We start from the raw sequence: 16,597 nt of genomic DNA on the forward strand, positions 1-16,597 counted from the left end.
TGGACCGGCGAATGCCCCACCTGCCACCGCGAGTTACCCGATGCACGCCGACCGGGACGCCCCCGGCCACGTCAGACCTAACGAAGCACTACTAGGGCGTGTCTGACAATTCGCGTCGGATCAGCGTGCGGCGTCGGGGTGCGTGCATCGCAAGGCGGAGGAGGGAGTCCATGCGGAGCATCGGCGACCGACGACAACGCGGCGAGGTGCGTGCCCCGGCGTCGCACGCCCGGCGGGAATTGTCAGACACGCCCTAAGCCTCGGCGAGGGCCGCGCGGACGGCGCGGCGGCCGGCGGTGCGGAAGGAGCCGTCCCGGGAGTCGACCTCGTGGATCCCGGTCCGGCGCAGCACGACGGCCACCGCAACCGGGCGTCCGGCCGCCTGTTCGGCCAGTTCCTCACGCATGCCGGCGACGAGTGCGGCGTGGTACCCGGCCAGTTCCTCGGGCGAGGTGTGGCCCGCCACGACGGCATCGCCGGCGACCTCGAAGACGAAGCCGTCCTCCCACGGCTCGAAGTCCACCGTCACGTCCGCGAAGTCGCAGGGGCAACCCCCGGTCTGACGGGCGTACAGGCCGCGGACGCCCCGGATCGGATGCGGCGGAAAGGTCGTCACATCGGGGCTCGCACCGGCCCTCGCATCGGATTCCATTGCGCCGACGCTACCCCAGCCACGGCGGGGAGGATTCCGACCGGGCGACGTCGACGCGAGCGGCCGACGGCTGCTCTGATGGTGCCCGGGGACATCCGGTCGAACACGGGGGCAGCCATGGCAGTGCAGACCGTCATCGGTCTGGTCGGAATCGTCATCATGGCGGGCGCGGTCGTGGCCGTGGTCGCCATCTGGCGGACCGGCTCGCCCTTCCCCGAGCTGAGCGACACCAGAAGCACTCCGCCGCGCGGGCCGGGCTGTACGAGCTGCGGACACGGTGAGCACCCGGGCCGCTGCTCCGAGCGGGTTTCAGCCTCGGGGGACATCTACGACGGGGGCGGTGACTGGGTCGGCTACCGGAACGAGACGTACTGCAACTGCGGCGAGTACCGCGCCGAGCCCTGGCCGCCTTGCACCGTCTGCGGCCACCGGCGCGACGAGCACTACATGCTCCTCAGGTGCAGGTACGTCAAGGACAGGGGCTACCGCAGCGAACGCGCCTGCCCCTGCGGCAACTACCGTGCCGAGCCCGGACCGAAGCCGGCGTACTACGTGGAGAGGCTGCGCGCGGAGGGCCGTCGTTGTCCTCTCCCCGCCGACCGGCGCGCCGACGGGAAGGCACTGTGCCTGATGTGCTGGACGCAGGGCCGGTGCCGATACGACCGGCCGTGACGTCTCCACCCCGCCGCACCTGCCTCATGCACCCCCCGGACACCGGTGAAGCAGCCGGCCGCCGGCCCTGCCCGTCGCCTGCATGCCCTCTTCGCGACCCCGGACATCAGCCGCGTCGGTTCGGGGACTGCAGCCCCGGCCGAAAATCCAGCGGCACCACGCGGACCGCCCGGCTACCGTGTGCCCCTGGTGGCGTACAGGATTCGGAACACGCGGGGGCGACGAGTTGGCGGGTTTCAGGGTCACGGTCTGCCTGCCCGCGGAGGCCGGGGACGACCTCGCCCCCGCGCTCGCACAGGCGATGGCGCCGTTCGAGCAGTACGGCCGTTCCCCGTGGCGCGGCATCTGGGAGTGGTGGACGATCCGCGGAGGCAGTGACGGCACCGGCTTCCGGGTCCGCCCCGGGTTCCACGACGACACACGGCTGATCCACGACGATCCCGCGTACGACGGGCAACCACTGCCGAGCACGGCCGGGATGTGCGCCGGCGGGCCCCGGGGGCTGCTGGACCTGGCGGACCACCGGGCGATGTCCGGACGGATGGCGGCCGTTCGCGCCCGGGCGGCGGATCCCTGGGACCTGTGGCACCGCCTCGTGGCCGAGCATCCGCCGTTCCTGCCACTGTCGGTCCTCGCCGCCCGCCACGCGGCGGACCCACAGGCCTACCCTCTCCAGCGGATGTTCGCCGACTTCGAGAGCCAGCCGCTGCTGCAGGCCTTCACTTCTCACCCGGCCAGTCAGATCCCCGAACTGGGTCTCACGTTCACCTGGCAGCGCAACCAGGCCCATTTCGCCGAGACGGGCCTCAACGGCGCGCGGGAGGACTTCGCCGAACGGATCACCGATCTCTTCCGGCAGCCGGACGTGCTCACCCTCGACGGCTGGTGGATCGAGGGTGGCGCTACGCCGGTCCACGGCACCTGTGACGACGCCGAGTCCTGCCCGCACCTGGCGGTCGGTCAGCGCTACCGGCGCGATCTGGGCGGCTACCTCGACACCCTCCCCGACGACGTCCTGCTGGTTACGCTCAAGTGCCGCGGGTGACGGAGGCCCGTCGCAGGCCACCACGCTCCCCGACCGGCCCGACCAGACCCACGTCCTTCCCCGTCGGCGCGCGGGGGGGGGGCGAGCGAGAGGAAGCCCGTGTCCGAGGCGGACGAGGCGGTCCACGAGCACCTTGTGGACTGCGCGCGGCTGACCGCGCACGGCTGCGTGGCCGACCTGGGCTGCGGGCGGGGTCCGACACTCGCGGCCTTCGCCCGCCGGTTCCCCGGCGCCCGCCTGGTCGGCCTCGACCACTCCCCCGCCGGCGTCGACGCCGCCCGCGAGCTGCTGGCCGGCCACCCCGGTGGCGCGGACCTCCGGGTGGCCGACCTGGCCCAGCCGCTCCCGCTGGCGGCCGGCTGCGCCGACGCGGTCGTCTCCTACAACGTCCTGGAGTGCCTCGCGGACCCGGCCGCGCTGCTCCGGGAGGTGTCGCGGGTGCTCCGGCCGGGCGGGCGGGCCGTGCTGGCCCACGTCGACTTCGACTCACTGATGATCGTGGGAGCGCCCCGCGGGCTCGACCGCCGGATCTGCCACGCCTTCACCGACGACCAGCAGCCGCCGTTCTCGCCCTCCCGGTGGACGTCACGCTCCCGCCCGCCGACCAGATCACCGACCCGGCAGCGGCCCAGTAGCGCCATTCGCACGAGCGGGAGGCGGCCTCCCCGCCGGGCCGCGGGACGCCACGTCCCCGCGCGCCCCGCGGCAGCGGAGGCCGCCGCTGCGCGCCGGATCAGTGGGCGTTGGTGTACATGTACGCGCCGGTCTCGTAGTTGTAGGCGGCGAGCTTGATCAGGACGCCGCGATCGGATCGGATCTGAGTGTCGATCATGAAGAATCCGTACCCGATGTAGTGGGTCGCCTCAACGCCCTCCCACGTCCAGCCGCCGCTGCCGTTCGACGTCAGGATCCAGACCTTCTGGCCGCCGTGCGAGGTGAGGAAGTCGATGTAGGCCACGTCGTGGCCCCCGGTGTCCGGGCCGTTGTGGATCATCAGATCCGCTATCACGCCGTCCGAGGACACCTGGTCACACCAGTAATACTTACTGCTGGGACAGTCGACACGGTAGGTGGGGGCCGCGGCAGCCGGTGCGGCGGCGGCGAGCGGCAGGGCCAGCAGGCCCAGGGCGGCTATGCCGAAGCGGAGCTTCCTGCCAGTCACGGGCGATCCTCTTCTCTCTCGCGAGGGCGTCCTCCGGACGGAGGACTCTCATCGTGGTGCCGGAGGAGCGGCGGCTCGCGTCACCACTGCCGGGTCATCGGCAGCGGTGCGGCGGCGTCGAGGCGTCGGCGCCGGACTGCCGACGCCGCAAGGCGTCTCCGGCTCCGTGGGGGGCGGCGATGCCGAGCCACGTTGTCATGGTGAGGACACCGAGCGGCCCACAGGAAGCCGAAGTTCGGTCATCTTCGGCCCCGCCCGCTTCGCCCCGCGGGTCGGGGCCGTGCAGGAGGAACCAGGGCTACCGGCCGGTCGCGTGGCGGAGGATGTCCAGGACCTCGCCGGTGATGGCGGCCTCGTTCTGCTCCAGGTCGGGGCCGGTCAGCTGGTCGGGCTGGGCGGGGAGGCCGGTCAGCACCGGGGTGTGGAGGTGGCCGCCCGGCAGGGTCGGGGCGAGTTCGAGGCGCAGCCGGTTGGAGCGGTAGGCCACCTCGTTCGACAGGTATCCGCCGCCGCCCCCGGCCACTGCGCGCGAGCCCGGGGTCGGCCCGTCCTCGCGGTCCACCGGCCGGTCGCTGCCGGCCGGGATCTCGGTGACGGCCGTGTTCAGCCGGACGGGGAACGGCTGCTGAACGGCGGTCATCGCCCCGGCGGGCAGGGTGGTGGCGATGAACTCGGCGCCGGGGCCGAGGCCCGGGGCGGTCACCGGGTGCTCGCGGGTGCCGCCGGCGAGGGCGCCGACGTTGTCCGGGTAGGGGTCGGCGGAGCGGGCCCGGCCCGCCCAGGCCTCCAGCGTGAACAGCCCGGGGTAGCCCTGGCTGATCGTGGTGATCTGGTCCGCCGCGCGCGGGCCGGTCGTCAGGCGCGGGCCGAAGGCGCGCTCGACGATGCCGCGGTCGAAGTCGCCGTAGCGCACCGGCAGGACGACCGCCCGGATCTCCGCCCGGGTGCCGTCGGCCAGGGTGATCCGCTTGCCGTTCAGCTGCAGGACGGCGGAGCCGGAGGGGTTGGCCCGGCGCAGTTCGGCGTCCAGGCCGAACGGGTCGAAGCCGCTGACGAACACCCGGCGCACGCCCGGGCTTCCGCTGAAGCCGTTGTCCCGCAGGCCCCGCGAGGCGTCCTCGAAGCGCTGCCGGAGCCGGTCCGCGTCGACGGCGAAGTCCGGGCTCCACTGGCCGAGTCGGACGGTCATGGCGAGCCTGGTCCAGTACAGCGGGCGGTCGTCCTGGGCCGGGAGGTCGCCGCCGCGGCGCCGCCCCTGGGCCCGGTCGACCGCGGCCCACCAGAGCGCCTCGCCCCAGGCATCGACGAGCCGTTCGGCCTCCGCGGCGTTCCGGGTGGCGCAGAGCGCGGCCGGGAAGCGCCGGACGAAGTCCGTGAGACCGGCCCGTTCGGTGAAGGCGGCCGTCCGGACGTCCTGGAGCCGGGCCTGCTCCCCGTCGACGCCGGCCGCGGCGGGCGTGCCGGGGGTGGCCGCGGGGGCGGCGGTGGCCGCGGAGCACGCGGGCTGCGCCTGGGCCGGGACGGCGGCCGGGAGCAGCAGGGCGGCGAGGGCGCCGGCGAGGGTGGTGGCCAGCTTGGCGGGGCGGGCGAAGGTCATGAGATGTGACGGTACATCGACAAACACCCCGCCGCCAGAAGGCCCGGCCTGTCGGCGGGTCAGCGGGTCGACCCGCCGACAGGGCCCGAGCCGGAGCGGCGCACCGCCGTCGAGGCCGCCGCGGCCGGCGGAGGCCGCTCAGCGCGCGGACCGGCGTGTCGCCTTCACCTCGCGGCTGACGGCCCAGGCGTCCGCGACCGGGCCGACGTGCCCGAGCTTGTCGGGGTTGACCACCGAGCGGACGGCCTGCACCTGCCCGTCGAGGACGTCCAGCGCCAGCGCGTTGATGACCCCGCCGTCCCGGTCGCGGAGGATGGCACCCGGCTGGCCGTTGACCTCGCACGGCTCCAGCACCACGCCGACCCGGGCCAACCGCGGGTAGACGGCGGCCAGCAGCCGGGCCACGTTGTCGGCCCCGAAGACGGTCCTGGCCAGCTGCGGGGCCTTGCCGCCACCGTCGCCGACCAGCGAGACGTCGGCGGCCAGCAGGTCGCGCAGGCCGACCACGTCACCCTCCCGGAGCGCGTCGAAGAACCGGGAGGCGAGTTCGTCGCGCTCCTTCCGGTCGGCCTCGAAGCGGGGCCGCCCGTCATCCATGTGGCGGCGCGCGCGTACCGCGAGCTGGCGGCAGGCCGCCTCCGAGCGGCCGACGGCCGAGGCGACGTCGGGGAAACCGAAGTCGAAGACCTCGCGGAGCACGAAGACCGCCCGTTCCAGCGGGCTGAGCCGCTCCAGCAGGAGCAGGGCCGCCATCGACACCGAGTCCGCGAGCTCCGCCGACCGCTCCGGATCCTCGTACGGGTCGGCCAGCAGCGGCTCGGGGAACCACGGCCCCACGTAGGCCTCCCGGCGCACGCGGGCCGAGCGCAGCACGTCGACCGAGATCCGGGTGACCACCGCCGAGAGGAACGCCTTCACCGACAGCGGCCGGGTCGGCGAGGCCTCGAACCGCAGCCAGGTCTCCTGGACGGCGTCCTCGGCCTCGCTCACACTGCCCAGGATCCGGTAGGCGATCGAGAACAACAGCGGCCGCAGCTCCTCGAACTCCTCGATCTTGCCCACGTCGCTTCCCTTCCCCTTGAAGCCCTCCCGCCCGGCCGAATGCACGGGCGCGGGTGTCCTGATGATGATCATCCGGACCGTCGGCGGGTCACCGTACCGCCCCGCGCCCGACGGCCCGACCACCGGCCCGGAGCTCACGGCAGCGCTCCGGGCCGGGGCACCGGCACCGGCACCGGCACCGCTCAGTGGAACGTCCCGGGCTCGTAGGAACCGGCCGGCTGCCGGGTGATGACGTTCAGTCGGTTGACCATGTTCATGAACGAGATCAGCACCACCAGCGCGGTGAGCTGCTCCTGGTCGTAGTGCTCGGCGGCGCGCGCCCACACCGCGTCGCTCACCCCGCCGGCCGCGTCCGCGACCCTGGTCCCCTCCTCCGCCAGCAGCAGCGCGGCCCGCTCGGCCTCGGTGAAGGCCGTGGCCTCCCGCCACGCCGCGACCAGGTTCAGCCGCACCGGGCTCTCGCCGGCCACGGCGCTCTCCTTGGTGTGCATGTCGATGCAGACGGCGCAGCCGTTGATCTGGCTGACGCGCAGGGCCACCAACTCCTGCGTGGCGGCCGGCACGGACGAGTCCTTGAGCGCCTTGCCGACCGTCATGAAGAGCTTGAGGGCCTTGCCGGCGGTCGGGTCGGTGAAGAAGTCCAGGCGGGCGTCCATGGTGCGGCTCCTCTGTCGTCGTCAGCGGCTTGCACCCTTGAGACGGAACAGCCCACCGCCCTGTGACACCGGCGCATGTGACGTGCGGCACAGCCCCGTCACCGCGCGGCGTCCCACCGGCGTCCCACCGGCGTCGCCGCCTCCGTCACCCCGCCCTCGGCGACGCCGCGCGGGTCCGGCCCCGGACGGACGGGGCCAGACCCGCCTCCCCCGGCGGCCGCTACTCCGCCAGTGCGCGGCGCAGGGCGCCCCCGAGCTCGGCGATCTGACGCTGCGACACCTCGGCCGAGAGGATCGCCTGCGAGCCGTGGAAGGTGCCGGCCCACTGCTGCAGATCGACCGGGACGCCCGCCTGCAGCAGGCGCAGCGCGTACGTGATGTCGACGTCACGGTACGGGCAGAACTCCGCCGTGGCGATGTAGGCGGGCGGCAGCCCGGACAGGTCGGCGGCGCGCGCCGGGGCGGCGTACGGGGTGGCGGGCGCGGAGCCCACGTAGTGCCGCCACGCCGTCGCCATGTGCTCGTGGCCCCCGCCGAGCGACTCGGCGAGCCCCGTCGACCACGATTCCCACCGGTCGTCGAGCCCGGGCTGGTTGAGCAGTTGGAACCGGATCCGCGGCCCCTGCTCGTCCCGGGCCCGCAGGGCCACCCCCGCCGCGAGGGTCGCGCCCGCACTGTGACCGCCGACCGCGATCCGCTCCGGGTCGATCCCGAGCTCGGCGGCATGCTCGGCGGTCCAGGCCAGCACGGCGTAAGCGTCGTCGAAGGCGGCCGGGAACGGGTGCTCGGGGGCCAGCCGGTAGCCCACCGAGATCACCACCACCCCGGTGGCTGCCGCGAGCCGCGCGGCCCACGGGTGTTCGGTGTCCAGGTCGCCCATCACCCAGGAGCCGCCGTGCAGCCAGACCACGGCGCCCTGAGCCCCGTACGGGCGGTAGATCCGCACCGGCACGGGCGATTCGGCGGGTACGGTGCGGTCCTCGACCTCCATGCCGGTGGTGTCCGGCGCCGGCACCGTCGCGGCACGCTCGGCGTAGTTCTTGCGGTCGGCGACCGGGTCGACCAGGTCGACCACGGGGACCAGCGGGATGAACGGTTCCAGTTCTGGATTCATGCCGACCATCCTGGCCGCCGCACCCACCCCCGATCACCCGCCGTCCGTCGCGTGATCGCCCCGATCGCGCGCCACTCGGCGGGTCCCTCGACGCAGCCGTCCCTGCCTATGCTTGGCGGCATGGAGGCCCTGGCCGAACGGCTGTCCCATCTCGACTCGCACGTGCAGGGATCGATCCGCGTCGTCGCGTTCTACGACACGCTGATGCGCCGTCGCGTGGACCTGCCCGCACTCGCACGGGCCTCGGCGGGCCTGGCCGCGTGCGTGGCCGGCATCCGGCTCCACGGCACGGGCGAGGTGATCCGCTTCTCGCCCGACGGACAGCCGGCGCCCGCGCCGCCTGTGCCGGGGTCCGCGCCGCCGGTGCCGGGGTCCGCCCCGCCGCCGGTGCCCGAGGCTCCCGCACTCGCGGCCGGCACGGAATCCGCGTCCAGCACCGCGTCGATCACCCTCGACGAGGAGGAGATCGGCACCGTGTGGCTGGAACGCCCCGGCCCACCCGGTCCGCTCGACGACATGCTGCTCGACCGGCTCGCCCTCGCCGCCGCGGCCGTGGTCGAGCGGTACGGCCCGGCCCGCACCACGATGGCCGACCCGGCGCTCGTCGAACTGGCCGTCAGCGCCGACAGCGACGACGCGTCCAGAGCCCGAGCGCTCCGCCTGCTCGGCTTCCCCGCCGACCAGCCGGTCCGCGTCGCCGCAGTCCGGTCACGGCTCCCGCTCGACCGGCTCGGTGCCCTGGTCTGCCCGGCCCGCCCGGTGAAGGCCGCCGCGCTCGCCGACGTCGGCGTCATCCTGGCCACCACCGTCGACCCTGCGGCCTTCCCGGCCGGCGTACGGGCGGGCCTCGGCGCCGCCGCCGGCCCGCACCGGTCCTGGCAGCAGGCCCGGACGGCCCTGCGCTTCACCACCGCGCGCGAGCCGGTCGTCCACCACGACGACCTCGGCGCCCTCGCCCTGCTCGCCGGGATCCCCCGGGAAGCCGCGCGGGAGAACACCGACGTCGCCGCGATCGCCCGCCTCGCCGGCAGCCCGGAGGACCTCGACACCCTCGACGCCTACTGCGCCGCCGGCTCGCTGCGCCGCGCCGCCGACCTGCTCCACCTCCACCACAGCAGCGTCGCCCGCCGTCTCCAGCACATCGGCGCCGCCCTCGGCTTCGACGTCGCCCAGCCCGCCGGGCTGACCCGTGCCACCCTCGCCCTCACCACCTGGCGCCTCCTGGACGACTGACGCCCCCGCGGCACGGCGGTCCCGGCGTCCGGCGCTCGCCCCGCTCACCGGGCGGCGTCCGGAGGCGGCGGCCGGCGCAGGCCCGGCAGGAAGGTCAGCGCGAGGACGACGGCGAGGACGCCGGTGTGGACCGCCATCGCACCGGCGGCCGAGAAGCGCTCGTCGAGCCAGCCGGTGACCACGGTGGCGAACGGGTAGAGGCAGCCGCCGACCAGGAACAGCGAGCCCTGCACCCGGCCCATCAGCGCATCCGGGACGAGGGCCAGGACCCGGGCGTTGGTGCGGACCACCACCGCCGGGCTGACCAGGGCGATCGCCGCCGTGCAGAGGCTCATCACGACGGGCGAGGGCCGCAGGGCCGCGCCGCCCGCGACGGCGACGATCATCGCGGTGACCACCCGCAGCAGCCGGGCGTCCGGTACCCGGGGGAACCGGGGCGCGAGCAGCGCGCCGGCCACCCCGGCGACGGCGGTGACGGCCAGTGCGACGCCCAGCGACTGCGGGCGGTCCCGGCCGGCGACGACGACCAGCACGAAGGCGATGCCGGCGGTGGCGAAGTTCACCAGGGCCGACCAGGCCAGCAGCGCCCGCAGGTAGCGGGAGCCGACGACGTAGCGCAGGCCGTCCGCGACGGCGGCCCGAAGCCGGTCCTGGCCACCTCTGTCGCCGCCGCCCAGTGACCGGCGGACGGTCAGCACCAGCCCCAGCGACACCAGGTAGGACAGCCCGTCGAGCAGGAACGGGACCGCCGGCTGGAGGCGGTAGAGGGCCGCGCCGAGCAGCGGTCCGAGGAACTGCACCGCGTACGACTGGCCCTGGCCGAAGGCGACGGCCGCGTCCAGCTCCCGGCGGGGCACCAGCCGGGGCAGGGCGGCCATGCCCGCAGGCATGGCGACCGCGGTCAGCAGGCCCTCCACCGTGGCGAGCGCACCGGCGAGCAGGACCGGACCGCGGCCGGCGTCCTGCCCACCGAGCACCAGCAGCCCCAGCGCGGCGACCGCGGCCGCCCGGCCCGCGTCGGCGGCGATCAGGATCGTCCGGCGCCGCCGGCGGTCCGCGAGGGCGCCGGCCGGCAGCTGGGCGGCGAACAGCGCGACCAGCCGCATGGTGGCGACCAGGCCGGCGAGGGCCGGTGATCCGGTCCGGTCCAGGATCCACAACGGCAGCGCCAGCGCGGTGAGTTGCGATCCGATACTGGACAGGCCCGCGCCGAGCCAGAGCCGCCGGAAGTCCCGGTGCCGCAGCGGCCCGGCATGCCTGCGCCGGCGGCCGTCCCGTCCGCCGGTCGGGGCCGCCGCCACCCCGTCCCGCTTGGTGAGGTCAATGGGCATCGGAACGCTCCTCGGCCCGCGCCGTCTCCGGGGCCCCGAGCGTCTGCCACCAGGAGGCCACCACCTGGGCCGCCCGTTCCGGTGTCACCAGCCCCCGGCCGTCGACCACCTGCCCGCGCCACAGCTCGTAAACCTCGCCGGGCTGCGGGTCGACGACAACGTGCCCCTCGGCGCGCAGCGCGGCGACGTGCCGCCGGGTGGTCGGCTTCTCCCACATGACGGCGTTCATGCTCGGGAAGAGCAGGGCCGGTCGCGGGTGGGCCAGCAGGGCGGTCTGGGCCGGGGAGCCGGCCAGCCCGAGGGCGGCGCAGGCCAACAGGTTCGCGGTGGCGGGCAGGACGGCCAAGCCCCGTGAGCGGCGTGCGAGCTCGGTGGGGTTGACCGGGTCGCCCGGGCCGTAGGCCTCGTCGGCGTGCCAGGCGAGCGCCTCGGCACGCAGGAATCGCTCGGCGCTGTGGGTGAGCACCACCCGCAGCGGTGCCTGCACGCGCTGCCGGAGGCGGACCAGGTAGCCGGGCAGGTCGAGCGCGGCGCTCGCCCCGCAGACGATGACGGTCAACGCGTCGTCACGCATCGCGGCCTCCGGGGGCTTCGACAGTTCCGGTGGTTCCGGGCGCACCAGTGAGCCCGGGAGCACCGACGGCTACGGGGGCACCGGCCCGGACGGCGGCGGCCGTGGCGGGCAGGAGCTCGTCGAGGGTGTAGTTGAAGTCCGCCGAGCCCCGGTGCAGCCGGTCGAGGACCAGCGCGATGCCCGCGCTGCCGGTGGCGAAGTCGGTGCTGTAGCGCAGCAGGCTCTCACCCGGGAAGGCCAGCCCCTCGGGCCGCCGGCCGGCCAGGGAGAGGATCGCCCGGGCACTGCGTTCGGCCGGCTCGCGCAGCTCGGGCCGGCCGAGCAGCCGGACGCAGTCGAGGGCGAGGTTGGCCGGGCCGGCCATGCCGCGGTACAGGCCGGTGGTGATCGTCACGCCGCCGACGCCGCGGCGCAGGATCCCGTCGAGCGCCCGGTGCAGCGGCGCCTCGTCCGGCAGCAGGGCGCAGTAGCGGGCCAGGGCGGTGCCGACGCCCGCCGAACCGCGCAGCCAGTACGGGGAGTAGACCTCGCTGCCGACCCGGCCGGGGATCGAGAGCATGCCGTCGTCCTGGACCACGCCCTGGGCGAGGTCGTGTGCCAGGGCCCGCCGGCCGACGCGCAGGTACCGGTCGTCGCCGGTGGCGCAGTGCAGGTACAGCAGGAACAGCGCGATGCCGGAGGAGCCGTGGGCGTAGCCGATCTGCGGCGGCCGGCCGGTGCCGTCCGACCAGTACAGGCCCTGGCCGGCGTCCGCGGCGGCCGCGATCAGTCCGTCGGCGATCCGGGCGGCCTCGTGGAGGTGGCGGGCCCCGCCGGTCCCGCGCCAGAGGGCGAGGCAGGCCAGGCCGAGCCCGGCCGCGCCGGTGGCCAGGTCGGCCGGCAGCGCGTCGGGGGCGGCGGTCCCGCTCGCGGCGCGCACCGCGCGCTCCAGGACGGCGGCGCCCCAGTCGGGTTCGCCGGCGTCGCAGAGCGTCCAGGCGACGCCGGCCAGCCCGTAGCAGAGCCCGGGCGGGAGGCGGTCCAGTCGCGGCTCGGCGCGGAGCATCCAGTCCCGGATCGGCTCCGGGAAGCGTCCGGTGATGCCGTGCACGGCCCGCAGCACGCCGGCCGCGCCGTGGGCGACCGACCACGGGTTGGTGCGGAAGACGGCCGGATCGGCCGGGAAGGGCCGGTCCTCGCGCTCAGGCGTCATGACCGCCTCCATGAAGGCGACCGCCTGTGCGACGGCGTCGGGAAGGTCCGGGTGCTCGTCGGGAGCCTCGTCGAGGGGCAGGCCGAGCGTGCGCAGCAGCCCGTCGACCGGCCGGCGCAGCAGGGTGGCGACGTGCCGCGTGGAGCGGGCCAGGGCCGGGGGGTCGAGCGCGAGCAGGGTGTTGCGCGGCAGCAGCATCGCCAGTTCGACCGCCGCCAGGGCGTACCCGTCGAAGGCGCGGCCGTCGGCGGCGCGGCCGTCGACGGCCCCGCCCTCGGCCGCCGCGGGTGCCGCGGGCAGGGCGGGTGCGAAGCCGGGCGTCCGCGGGTGCTGGTCCTGGCGGGCACTCAGCGACCGCACCGACTCGAAGTCGATCAGCCGCACCCGCAGGGTCTCCGGATCGACCAGGACGTTGGTGAGCGAGACGTCCCCGTGGACGAGGTCGCGCGCGTGACAGGCGGCCAGGGCCTCGCGCAGGCCGTCCACGACCGTGTCGACGACCTTCGCGTACTCGGCGATCCCCTGCTCGGTCACCTCGTTGGCCGCGACCGGGTTGCGCCGCCCGATGAAGGTGACGAGCGACAGCCCGTCGACGAACTCCTCGGCGAGGAAGAGGTGTTCCCACTCCTCGAACAGCTCCAGCGGCTCCGGAGCGACGCCGGTGCCGCTCAGCAGCCGCAGCGCCTCGAACTCGCGCCGCAGCCGCTGCTGGGCGTCGGAGCCGTCCTCGGCGTGCGCGGTGTGCGGGCGGGCCTCCTTCAGGACGACCTCCCGGCCGTCCGATTCACGCCGCGCGAGGTAGACGCCGCCCGCGCCGCCGTAGTGCAGCGCCCGGACGACCTGGTACCCGTGCAGGACGTGCGAGCCCGCGCTCTGTGCCTGCTCCTCGTCGAACAGCTCCGGCACCCAGGGCGGCCGCCGGTACACCGGATCGCGGTCGTCGGGCCACCGGCGGCCGTCCGGCCCGTGCAGGACGGAGCGCGCCGTCCCGTCGGCGCCCACCGTCCCCGACGAGGTGAACTCGCCGTACCGGTAGTAGAGGCAGCCGGATTCGCCGTAGCGGCGGTCGGTCAGCACGTACGGTCCCCGGACGTCCGCGAGCGGGCCGGCGAGGCGGGCCAGCAGCTCGCGGCACTGCTCGGCGGAGTGCGTGTAGATGACGACGACCTTGCCGATCTGGCCCGGCGGCCACCACCGCGCCGCGCCCAGGCGGACCAGCCGGGTGGAACGGAGGCACTTGAAGTGGAAGGGGGTCCGGTGGAACTCGGCCGCCACCGCGCGCAGGGCCGCCGCCGCGTCCTCGGGAACCGCCGAGACGTGGATCTTCCAGCCGTGCTCGGGCAGCGCGGGCGCGGCCACCGCCCGGCACCCGGCCCACACCCCGGAGACGGTCACTTCGCCCTCGGCGCCGACGAGTTCGGTCATCTCCCGGTGAAGGTCCGGATCGAAGGGGGCTCGGCCCAGGGTGTCGAAGAACAGGGGGTCGGCGACGGCGAAGGCCTGGTATTCGTCGAATCTGCGCATGATGCGCTCCTCACTGACGGTTCATCAGGAGCGGTCCCGGGGTGCGACCTTGGGGTCGTCGGGGAAGGCCCGGGCGGTTCAGGGGGATGCCCCCGGCCGACCGAACGGGCGGGCCGGGGGCGCGCGGGCGGTCAGCAGGCGTTGCTGACGCCGCTGGAGACCGAGCACACATAGGCGGCGGGTCCGAACAGACCCCGCTCGGTCTCGTCCTCGTCGAGCGCGAGGCTGATCAGGGAGAGCACGTTCTGCATCCGGGAGTTCACCTCCTCCACGACTGCGAGGGCGCCGACTGCGGCGCCGAGGGGGCAACCACGCGCCCCTCGGCCGCGCCGGGGGAAGTCCGGGCCGACTTCCTTCGGGCACGGCCGGGGGCGCGCAGCCGTCAGCAGGCGTTGCTGACGCCGCTGGAGACGGAGCACGAGAAGCCGACGGGTCCGAACAGACCCCGCTCGGCGTCGTCCTCGTCGAGCGCGAGGCTGATCAGGGAGAGCACGTTCTGCATTTGGTAATTCACCTCCTCCACAACCGAAACGGTGGGGCGCGGTCCTGAGGGGGCGACCTGGCCCTGCCTCACTGTGGCCCGCCCACCGTCCCGACCGGTTGAGGCACCGGCCCCGCTCCGGTCCCAAGCCCCACCCGGGACACGCCCGCCGCCCGCCCGGGCACGGCCGAATGGCGGCACCGGCGCCCGGAGAGAGGCCGACTCTCGGCATCCTGACGCACAGTTGACCGGGCAACTCTTACCTGACCAACAGTCAGAGCCTCTCGCGAAGAGCCGGGATCAGAGCTCGATGCGGGACGGCAGGAGGCTGCTCCCGTCCGGTCCGTCCTGGCCGTCCCACCAGAAGGACGCGGTCGATCCCCCCAGACCGAGGTGGCCGTTCAAGCTCTGGACGGCCGAGAGGCCGTACCCGTCCGGGGTCCGCGTGTATCCGGCGCGCGGGCACTCGTCCCGTTCGTCCTGCGCCGGCCGGCCCGCGGCCTGCCACGCGCCCACCAGGAGGTCGAGGTAGCGGTCGCACCGCAGACACCTGCGCCGCCCGCCATGGCATCGCATGGCAGGCGGCGCAGTGTGCACAGTCGGCCCCTACCGCAGGGCCTTCAGGTAGGCGAGGACGTCCACGCGGCCGTCGGCCGGCGCGATCAGGGCGATGTGGTTGTCGGGCCGGACGAGGACGAGGGCATCGCCCGTGACGCCGTACGCCGCGCGGATCGCACCGTCGGCGTCGTCGAGCGGTACCGGGCGGACGTGGTCGGGCAGGGCGGTGAGGGACGGTCGGGCGCTCGGGCCGAGGCCGAGCAGCGTGAAGTGGTCGCCGGCGAAGTGCTCGAACAGGCGGGCCGGGCTGCCCTCGGGGCCGGGGCAGGGCGAGTCGGGGGCACGGTCCCCGGCCCGGAGCCCGCCGTCGTCGGTGTGGTCGATCGCGACGCGACGGACGTCGGGCCCGGCGGCGCCAAGCCCGGCGGCGCGGTCGCCGTCCGTGCCGCCCCCGCCGGCGAGCCGGCTCCACCGGTAGCCGAGCGCGAGGCCGGTGACGTCTCCCACCCGGCCGGCCTCGACGCCGACGCCGGGGGTGCCGGCAGCCGCGACGACGGCGGCCAACCCGGCGGACGTGACGTCGAGCGTCCAGGCGGCGATCGGCAGCCGCTCCTCCTGGTAGGTGTCCAGCAGGGCCGGCGCGGCCAGGCCGCGCACCACGTACCCGAGCTTCCAGGCGAGGTTCCACGCGTCCTGGATGCCGGTGTTCATGCCGAGCCCACCGGCCGTGGGGCGCACGTGCGCACAGTCGCCGGCCAGGAAGACCCGCCCCTCGCGGTAGCGCTCGGCCATCCGGACGTTGACCCGCCAGGTGGAGAGCCAGGTGGCGTTGGTGAGCCGGAGGTCCTCGCTGCCGGTGTGCAGGGCGGCCAGGCGCTGGAAGCTCTCCAGCGACGGCGCGACCGCCCGGCCCTCGCCGTCCGTCTCCGGGCCGGCCTGGAGCTGCCAGCGGCGGGTGCCGGGGAGCGGGCAGAGCATGAAGGCGCCCTGCGGGCCGAACCACTGGTGCCAGGCGTCGGCTTCGAGCCCCTCGACCTCGACGTCGCCGCAGACCATCATCGGCTCCGGGTCGCCGTCACCGACGAAGGGGATGCCGAGCAGCTTGCGCACCGTGGAGCGGCCTCCGTCGCAGGCGACCAGGTACTCGGCAGCGATCCGCCCGCCGTCCGCGAGGCGCACCTCCACTCCCCCGCCGTCCTGCCGGAATTCCACCAGCTCGGTGGCGAGTTCGACCTTCACGCCGTACTCGTCGAGCCGCTCGCGCAGCAGCCGCTCCACCCGCGTCTGCGGCAGCCACAGGCTCGCCGCGTAGGGGACGGTGGCGGTGGGGCGGGCGCCGGCGAACGGCTCGGTCTCGTTGACGTACTCGCCGTCGAAGTACTTGCGGAACGGCAGGTGGGTGCGGCCCACGGCCGCCAGCCGCTCCCCCAGGGCGAGGTCGGCGAGGATCTCCAGGCTGCGCAGGTTGAGGGTCTTGCCGCGCGAGCCGGTGTGGAACTCGGCCGCCCGCTCGATGATCCGGACCGCGACGCCCTGCCGGGCCAGTGCGCACGCCAGGGTCAGCCCGGTCGGCCCAGCGCCCACGATCACCACGCCCGTCGCGTCCACCCCTGCTGTCCCCGCCCCCGTCATCCCCGTCGCCGCCTTCGTCGTGTTCGTCAGCTTCGTCATGGCTCCCCGCCCCTTCCGGTGGTGTCGGCTGCTGTCGACACACACCATGAAACAGCAACTCGGTAACAAATAC

At 74.8% G+C, this 16,597-nt stretch carries 16 protein-coding genes; 4 read left to right on the forward strand and 12 right to left on the reverse strand.

Going from position 1 to position 16,597, the window contains the following annotated elements; genetic code table 11:
• Positions 1 to 253: 253 nt before the first annotated feature.
• Positions 254 to 652 (reverse strand): hypothetical protein, encoded by a 399-nt coding sequence (locus tag ACIPSC_RS07795; RefSeq protein ID WP_400824103.1) that lies wholly within the window; start codon positions 650 to 652, stop codon positions 254 to 256.
• A 117-nt stretch (positions 653 to 769) separates the two neighbouring features.
• On the opposite strand from ACIPSC_RS07795, the gene ACIPSC_RS07800 reads away from it, so the two are divergent.
• From ACIPSC_RS07800 to ACIPSC_RS07810, 3 genes are all read left to right on the forward strand, one after another.
• Positions 770 to 1,324, forward strand: coding sequence for a hypothetical protein (locus ACIPSC_RS07800; protein WP_400824105.1), 555 nt, complete (start codon positions 770 to 772; stop codon positions 1,322 to 1,324).
• Between the two features lie 226 nt (positions 1,325 to 1,550).
• Positions 1,551 to 2,369, forward strand: a complete 819-nt coding sequence (locus tag ACIPSC_RS07805; protein ID WP_400824106.1) for a hypothetical protein — start codon at positions 1,551 to 1,553, stop codon at positions 2,367 to 2,369.
• A gap of 99 nt (positions 2,370 to 2,468) precedes the next feature.
• Complete coding sequence (locus ACIPSC_RS07810) at positions 2,469 to 3,161, forward strand: methyltransferase domain-containing protein (protein WP_400824107.1); 693 nt, start codon at positions 2,469 to 2,471, stop codon at positions 3,159 to 3,161.
• On the opposite strand, the gene ACIPSC_RS07815 is transcribed toward ACIPSC_RS07810, so the two are convergent.
• From ACIPSC_RS07815 to ACIPSC_RS07835, 5 genes are all read right to left on the reverse strand, one after another.
• Positions 3,103 to 3,531: a hypothetical protein gene (locus ACIPSC_RS07815; protein ID WP_400824109.1), complete on the reverse strand. Its 429-nt coding sequence runs from the start codon at positions 3,529 to 3,531 to the stop codon at positions 3,103 to 3,105. The genes ACIPSC_RS07810 and ACIPSC_RS07815 overlap by 59 nt on opposite strands.
• 298 nt (positions 3,532 to 3,829) lie before the next feature.
• Positions 3,830 to 5,128: a pyroglutamyl peptidase gene (locus ACIPSC_RS07820; protein WP_400824110.1), complete on the reverse strand. Its 1,299-nt coding sequence runs from the start codon at positions 5,126 to 5,128 to the stop codon at positions 3,830 to 3,832.
• A gap of 138 nt (positions 5,129 to 5,266) precedes the next feature.
• Positions 5,267 to 6,190, reverse strand: a complete 924-nt coding sequence (locus ACIPSC_RS07825) for an RNA polymerase sigma-70 factor (protein ID WP_400824111.1) — start codon at positions 6,188 to 6,190, stop codon at positions 5,267 to 5,269.
• A gap of 182 nt (positions 6,191 to 6,372) precedes the next feature.
• The gene (locus ACIPSC_RS07830; protein ID WP_400824112.1) at positions 6,373 to 6,846 is read right to left on the reverse strand and encodes a carboxymuconolactone decarboxylase family protein; all 474 of its coding nucleotides are present in this window, start codon (positions 6,844 to 6,846) and stop codon (positions 6,373 to 6,375) included.
• A 220-nt stretch (positions 6,847 to 7,066) separates the two neighbouring features.
• Positions 7,067 to 7,960: an alpha/beta hydrolase gene (locus ACIPSC_RS07835; protein WP_400824113.1), complete on the reverse strand. Its 894-nt coding sequence runs from the start codon at positions 7,958 to 7,960 to the stop codon at positions 7,067 to 7,069.
• Between the two features lie 120 nt (positions 7,961 to 8,080).
• Here ACIPSC_RS07835 and ACIPSC_RS07840 point away from each other — a divergent pair, with 120 nt between their 5' ends.
• Positions 8,081 to 9,193: a PucR family transcriptional regulator gene (locus tag ACIPSC_RS07840; RefSeq protein ID WP_400824114.1), complete on the forward strand. Its 1,113-nt coding sequence runs from the start codon at positions 8,081 to 8,083 to the stop codon at positions 9,191 to 9,193.
• 44 nt (positions 9,194 to 9,237) lie between these two features.
• On the opposite strand, the gene ACIPSC_RS07845 is transcribed toward ACIPSC_RS07840, so the two are convergent.
• The 6 genes from ACIPSC_RS07845 to ACIPSC_RS07870 all read right to left on the reverse strand — a co-directional run bounded on the left by ACIPSC_RS07845 (position 9,238) and on the right by ACIPSC_RS07870 (position 16,524).
• Positions 9,238 to 10,524 carry an MFS transporter gene (locus tag ACIPSC_RS07845; protein WP_400824115.1) on the reverse strand — a complete coding sequence of 429 codons (1,287 nt, stop codon included), beginning with the start codon at positions 10,522 to 10,524 and terminating at the stop codon, positions 9,238 to 9,240.
• Complete coding sequence (locus tag ACIPSC_RS07850) at positions 10,514 to 11,098, reverse strand: flavoprotein (protein WP_400824116.1); 585 nt, start codon at positions 11,096 to 11,098, stop codon at positions 10,514 to 10,516. The genes ACIPSC_RS07845 and ACIPSC_RS07850 overlap by 11 nt, the downstream gene beginning before the upstream one ends.
• Positions 11,091 to 13,814: a class III lanthionine synthetase LanKC gene (gene lanKC, locus ACIPSC_RS07855; RefSeq protein WP_400824117.1), complete on the reverse strand. Its 2,724-nt coding sequence runs from the start codon at positions 13,812 to 13,814 to the stop codon at positions 11,091 to 11,093. Before lanKC ends, ACIPSC_RS07850 begins: the two co-directional genes overlap by 8 nt.
• Positions 13,815 to 13,945: 131 nt before the next feature.
• On the reverse strand, positions 13,946 to 14,086 hold the full coding sequence (locus ACIPSC_RS07860) for a hypothetical protein (protein WP_400824118.1): 141 nt from the start codon (positions 14,084 to 14,086) through the stop codon (positions 13,946 to 13,948).
• 509 nt (positions 14,087 to 14,595) lie between these two features.
• Positions 14,596 to 14,871, reverse strand: a complete 276-nt coding sequence (locus tag ACIPSC_RS07865; RefSeq protein ID WP_400824119.1) for a hypothetical protein — start codon at positions 14,869 to 14,871, stop codon at positions 14,596 to 14,598.
• Between the two features lie 30 nt (positions 14,872 to 14,901).
• Positions 14,902 to 16,524: an FAD-dependent monooxygenase gene (locus ACIPSC_RS07870; RefSeq protein ID WP_400824120.1), complete on the reverse strand. Its 1,623-nt coding sequence runs from the start codon at positions 16,522 to 16,524 to the stop codon at positions 14,902 to 14,904.
• Between the last annotated feature and the right edge of the window lie 73 nt (positions 16,525 to 16,597).

This window comes from Kitasatospora sp. NPDC090091 (assembly GCF_044747365.1).
Lineage (GTDB): Bacteria > Actinomycetota > Actinomycetes > Streptomycetales > Streptomycetaceae > Kitasatospora.

Coding starts and splice junctions, on each gene's coding strand:
- ACIPSC_RS07795 (WP_400824103.1), bottom strand. CDS start 652: ATGGAATCCGATGCGAGGGCCGGTGCGAGCCCCGATGTGACGACCTTT.
- ACIPSC_RS07800 (WP_400824105.1), top strand. CDS start 770: ATGGCAGTGCAGACCGTCATCGGTCTGGTCGGAATCGTCATCATGGCG.
- ACIPSC_RS07820 (WP_400824110.1), bottom strand. CDS start 5,128: ATGACCTTCGCCCGCCCCGCCAAGCTGGCCACCACCCTCGCCGGCGCC.
- ACIPSC_RS07830 (WP_400824112.1), bottom strand. CDS start 6,846: ATGGACGCCCGCCTGGACTTCTTCACCGACCCGACCGCCGGCAAGGCC.
- ACIPSC_RS07835 (WP_400824113.1), bottom strand. CDS start 7,960: ATGAATCCAGAACTGGAACCGTTCATCCCGCTGGTCCCCGTGGTCGAC.
- ACIPSC_RS07840 (WP_400824114.1), top strand. CDS start 8,081: ATGGAGGCCCTGGCCGAACGGCTGTCCCATCTCGACTCGCACGTGCAG.
- ACIPSC_RS07845 (WP_400824115.1), bottom strand. CDS start 10,524: ATGCCCATTGACCTCACCAAGCGGGACGGGGTGGCGGCGGCCCCGACC.
- ACIPSC_RS07850 (WP_400824116.1), bottom strand. CDS start 11,098: ATGCGTGACGACGCGTTGACCGTCATCGTCTGCGGGGCGAGCGCCGCG.
- lanKC (WP_400824117.1), bottom strand. CDS start 13,814: ATGCGCAGATTCGACGAATACCAGGCCTTCGCCGTCGCCGACCCCCTG.
- ACIPSC_RS07865 (WP_400824119.1), bottom strand. CDS start 14,871: ATGCGATGCCATGGCGGGCGGCGCAGGTGTCTGCGGTGCGACCGCTAC.
- ACIPSC_RS07870 (WP_400824120.1), bottom strand. CDS start 16,524: ATGACGAAGCTGACGAACACGACGAAGGCGGCGACGGGGATGACGGGG.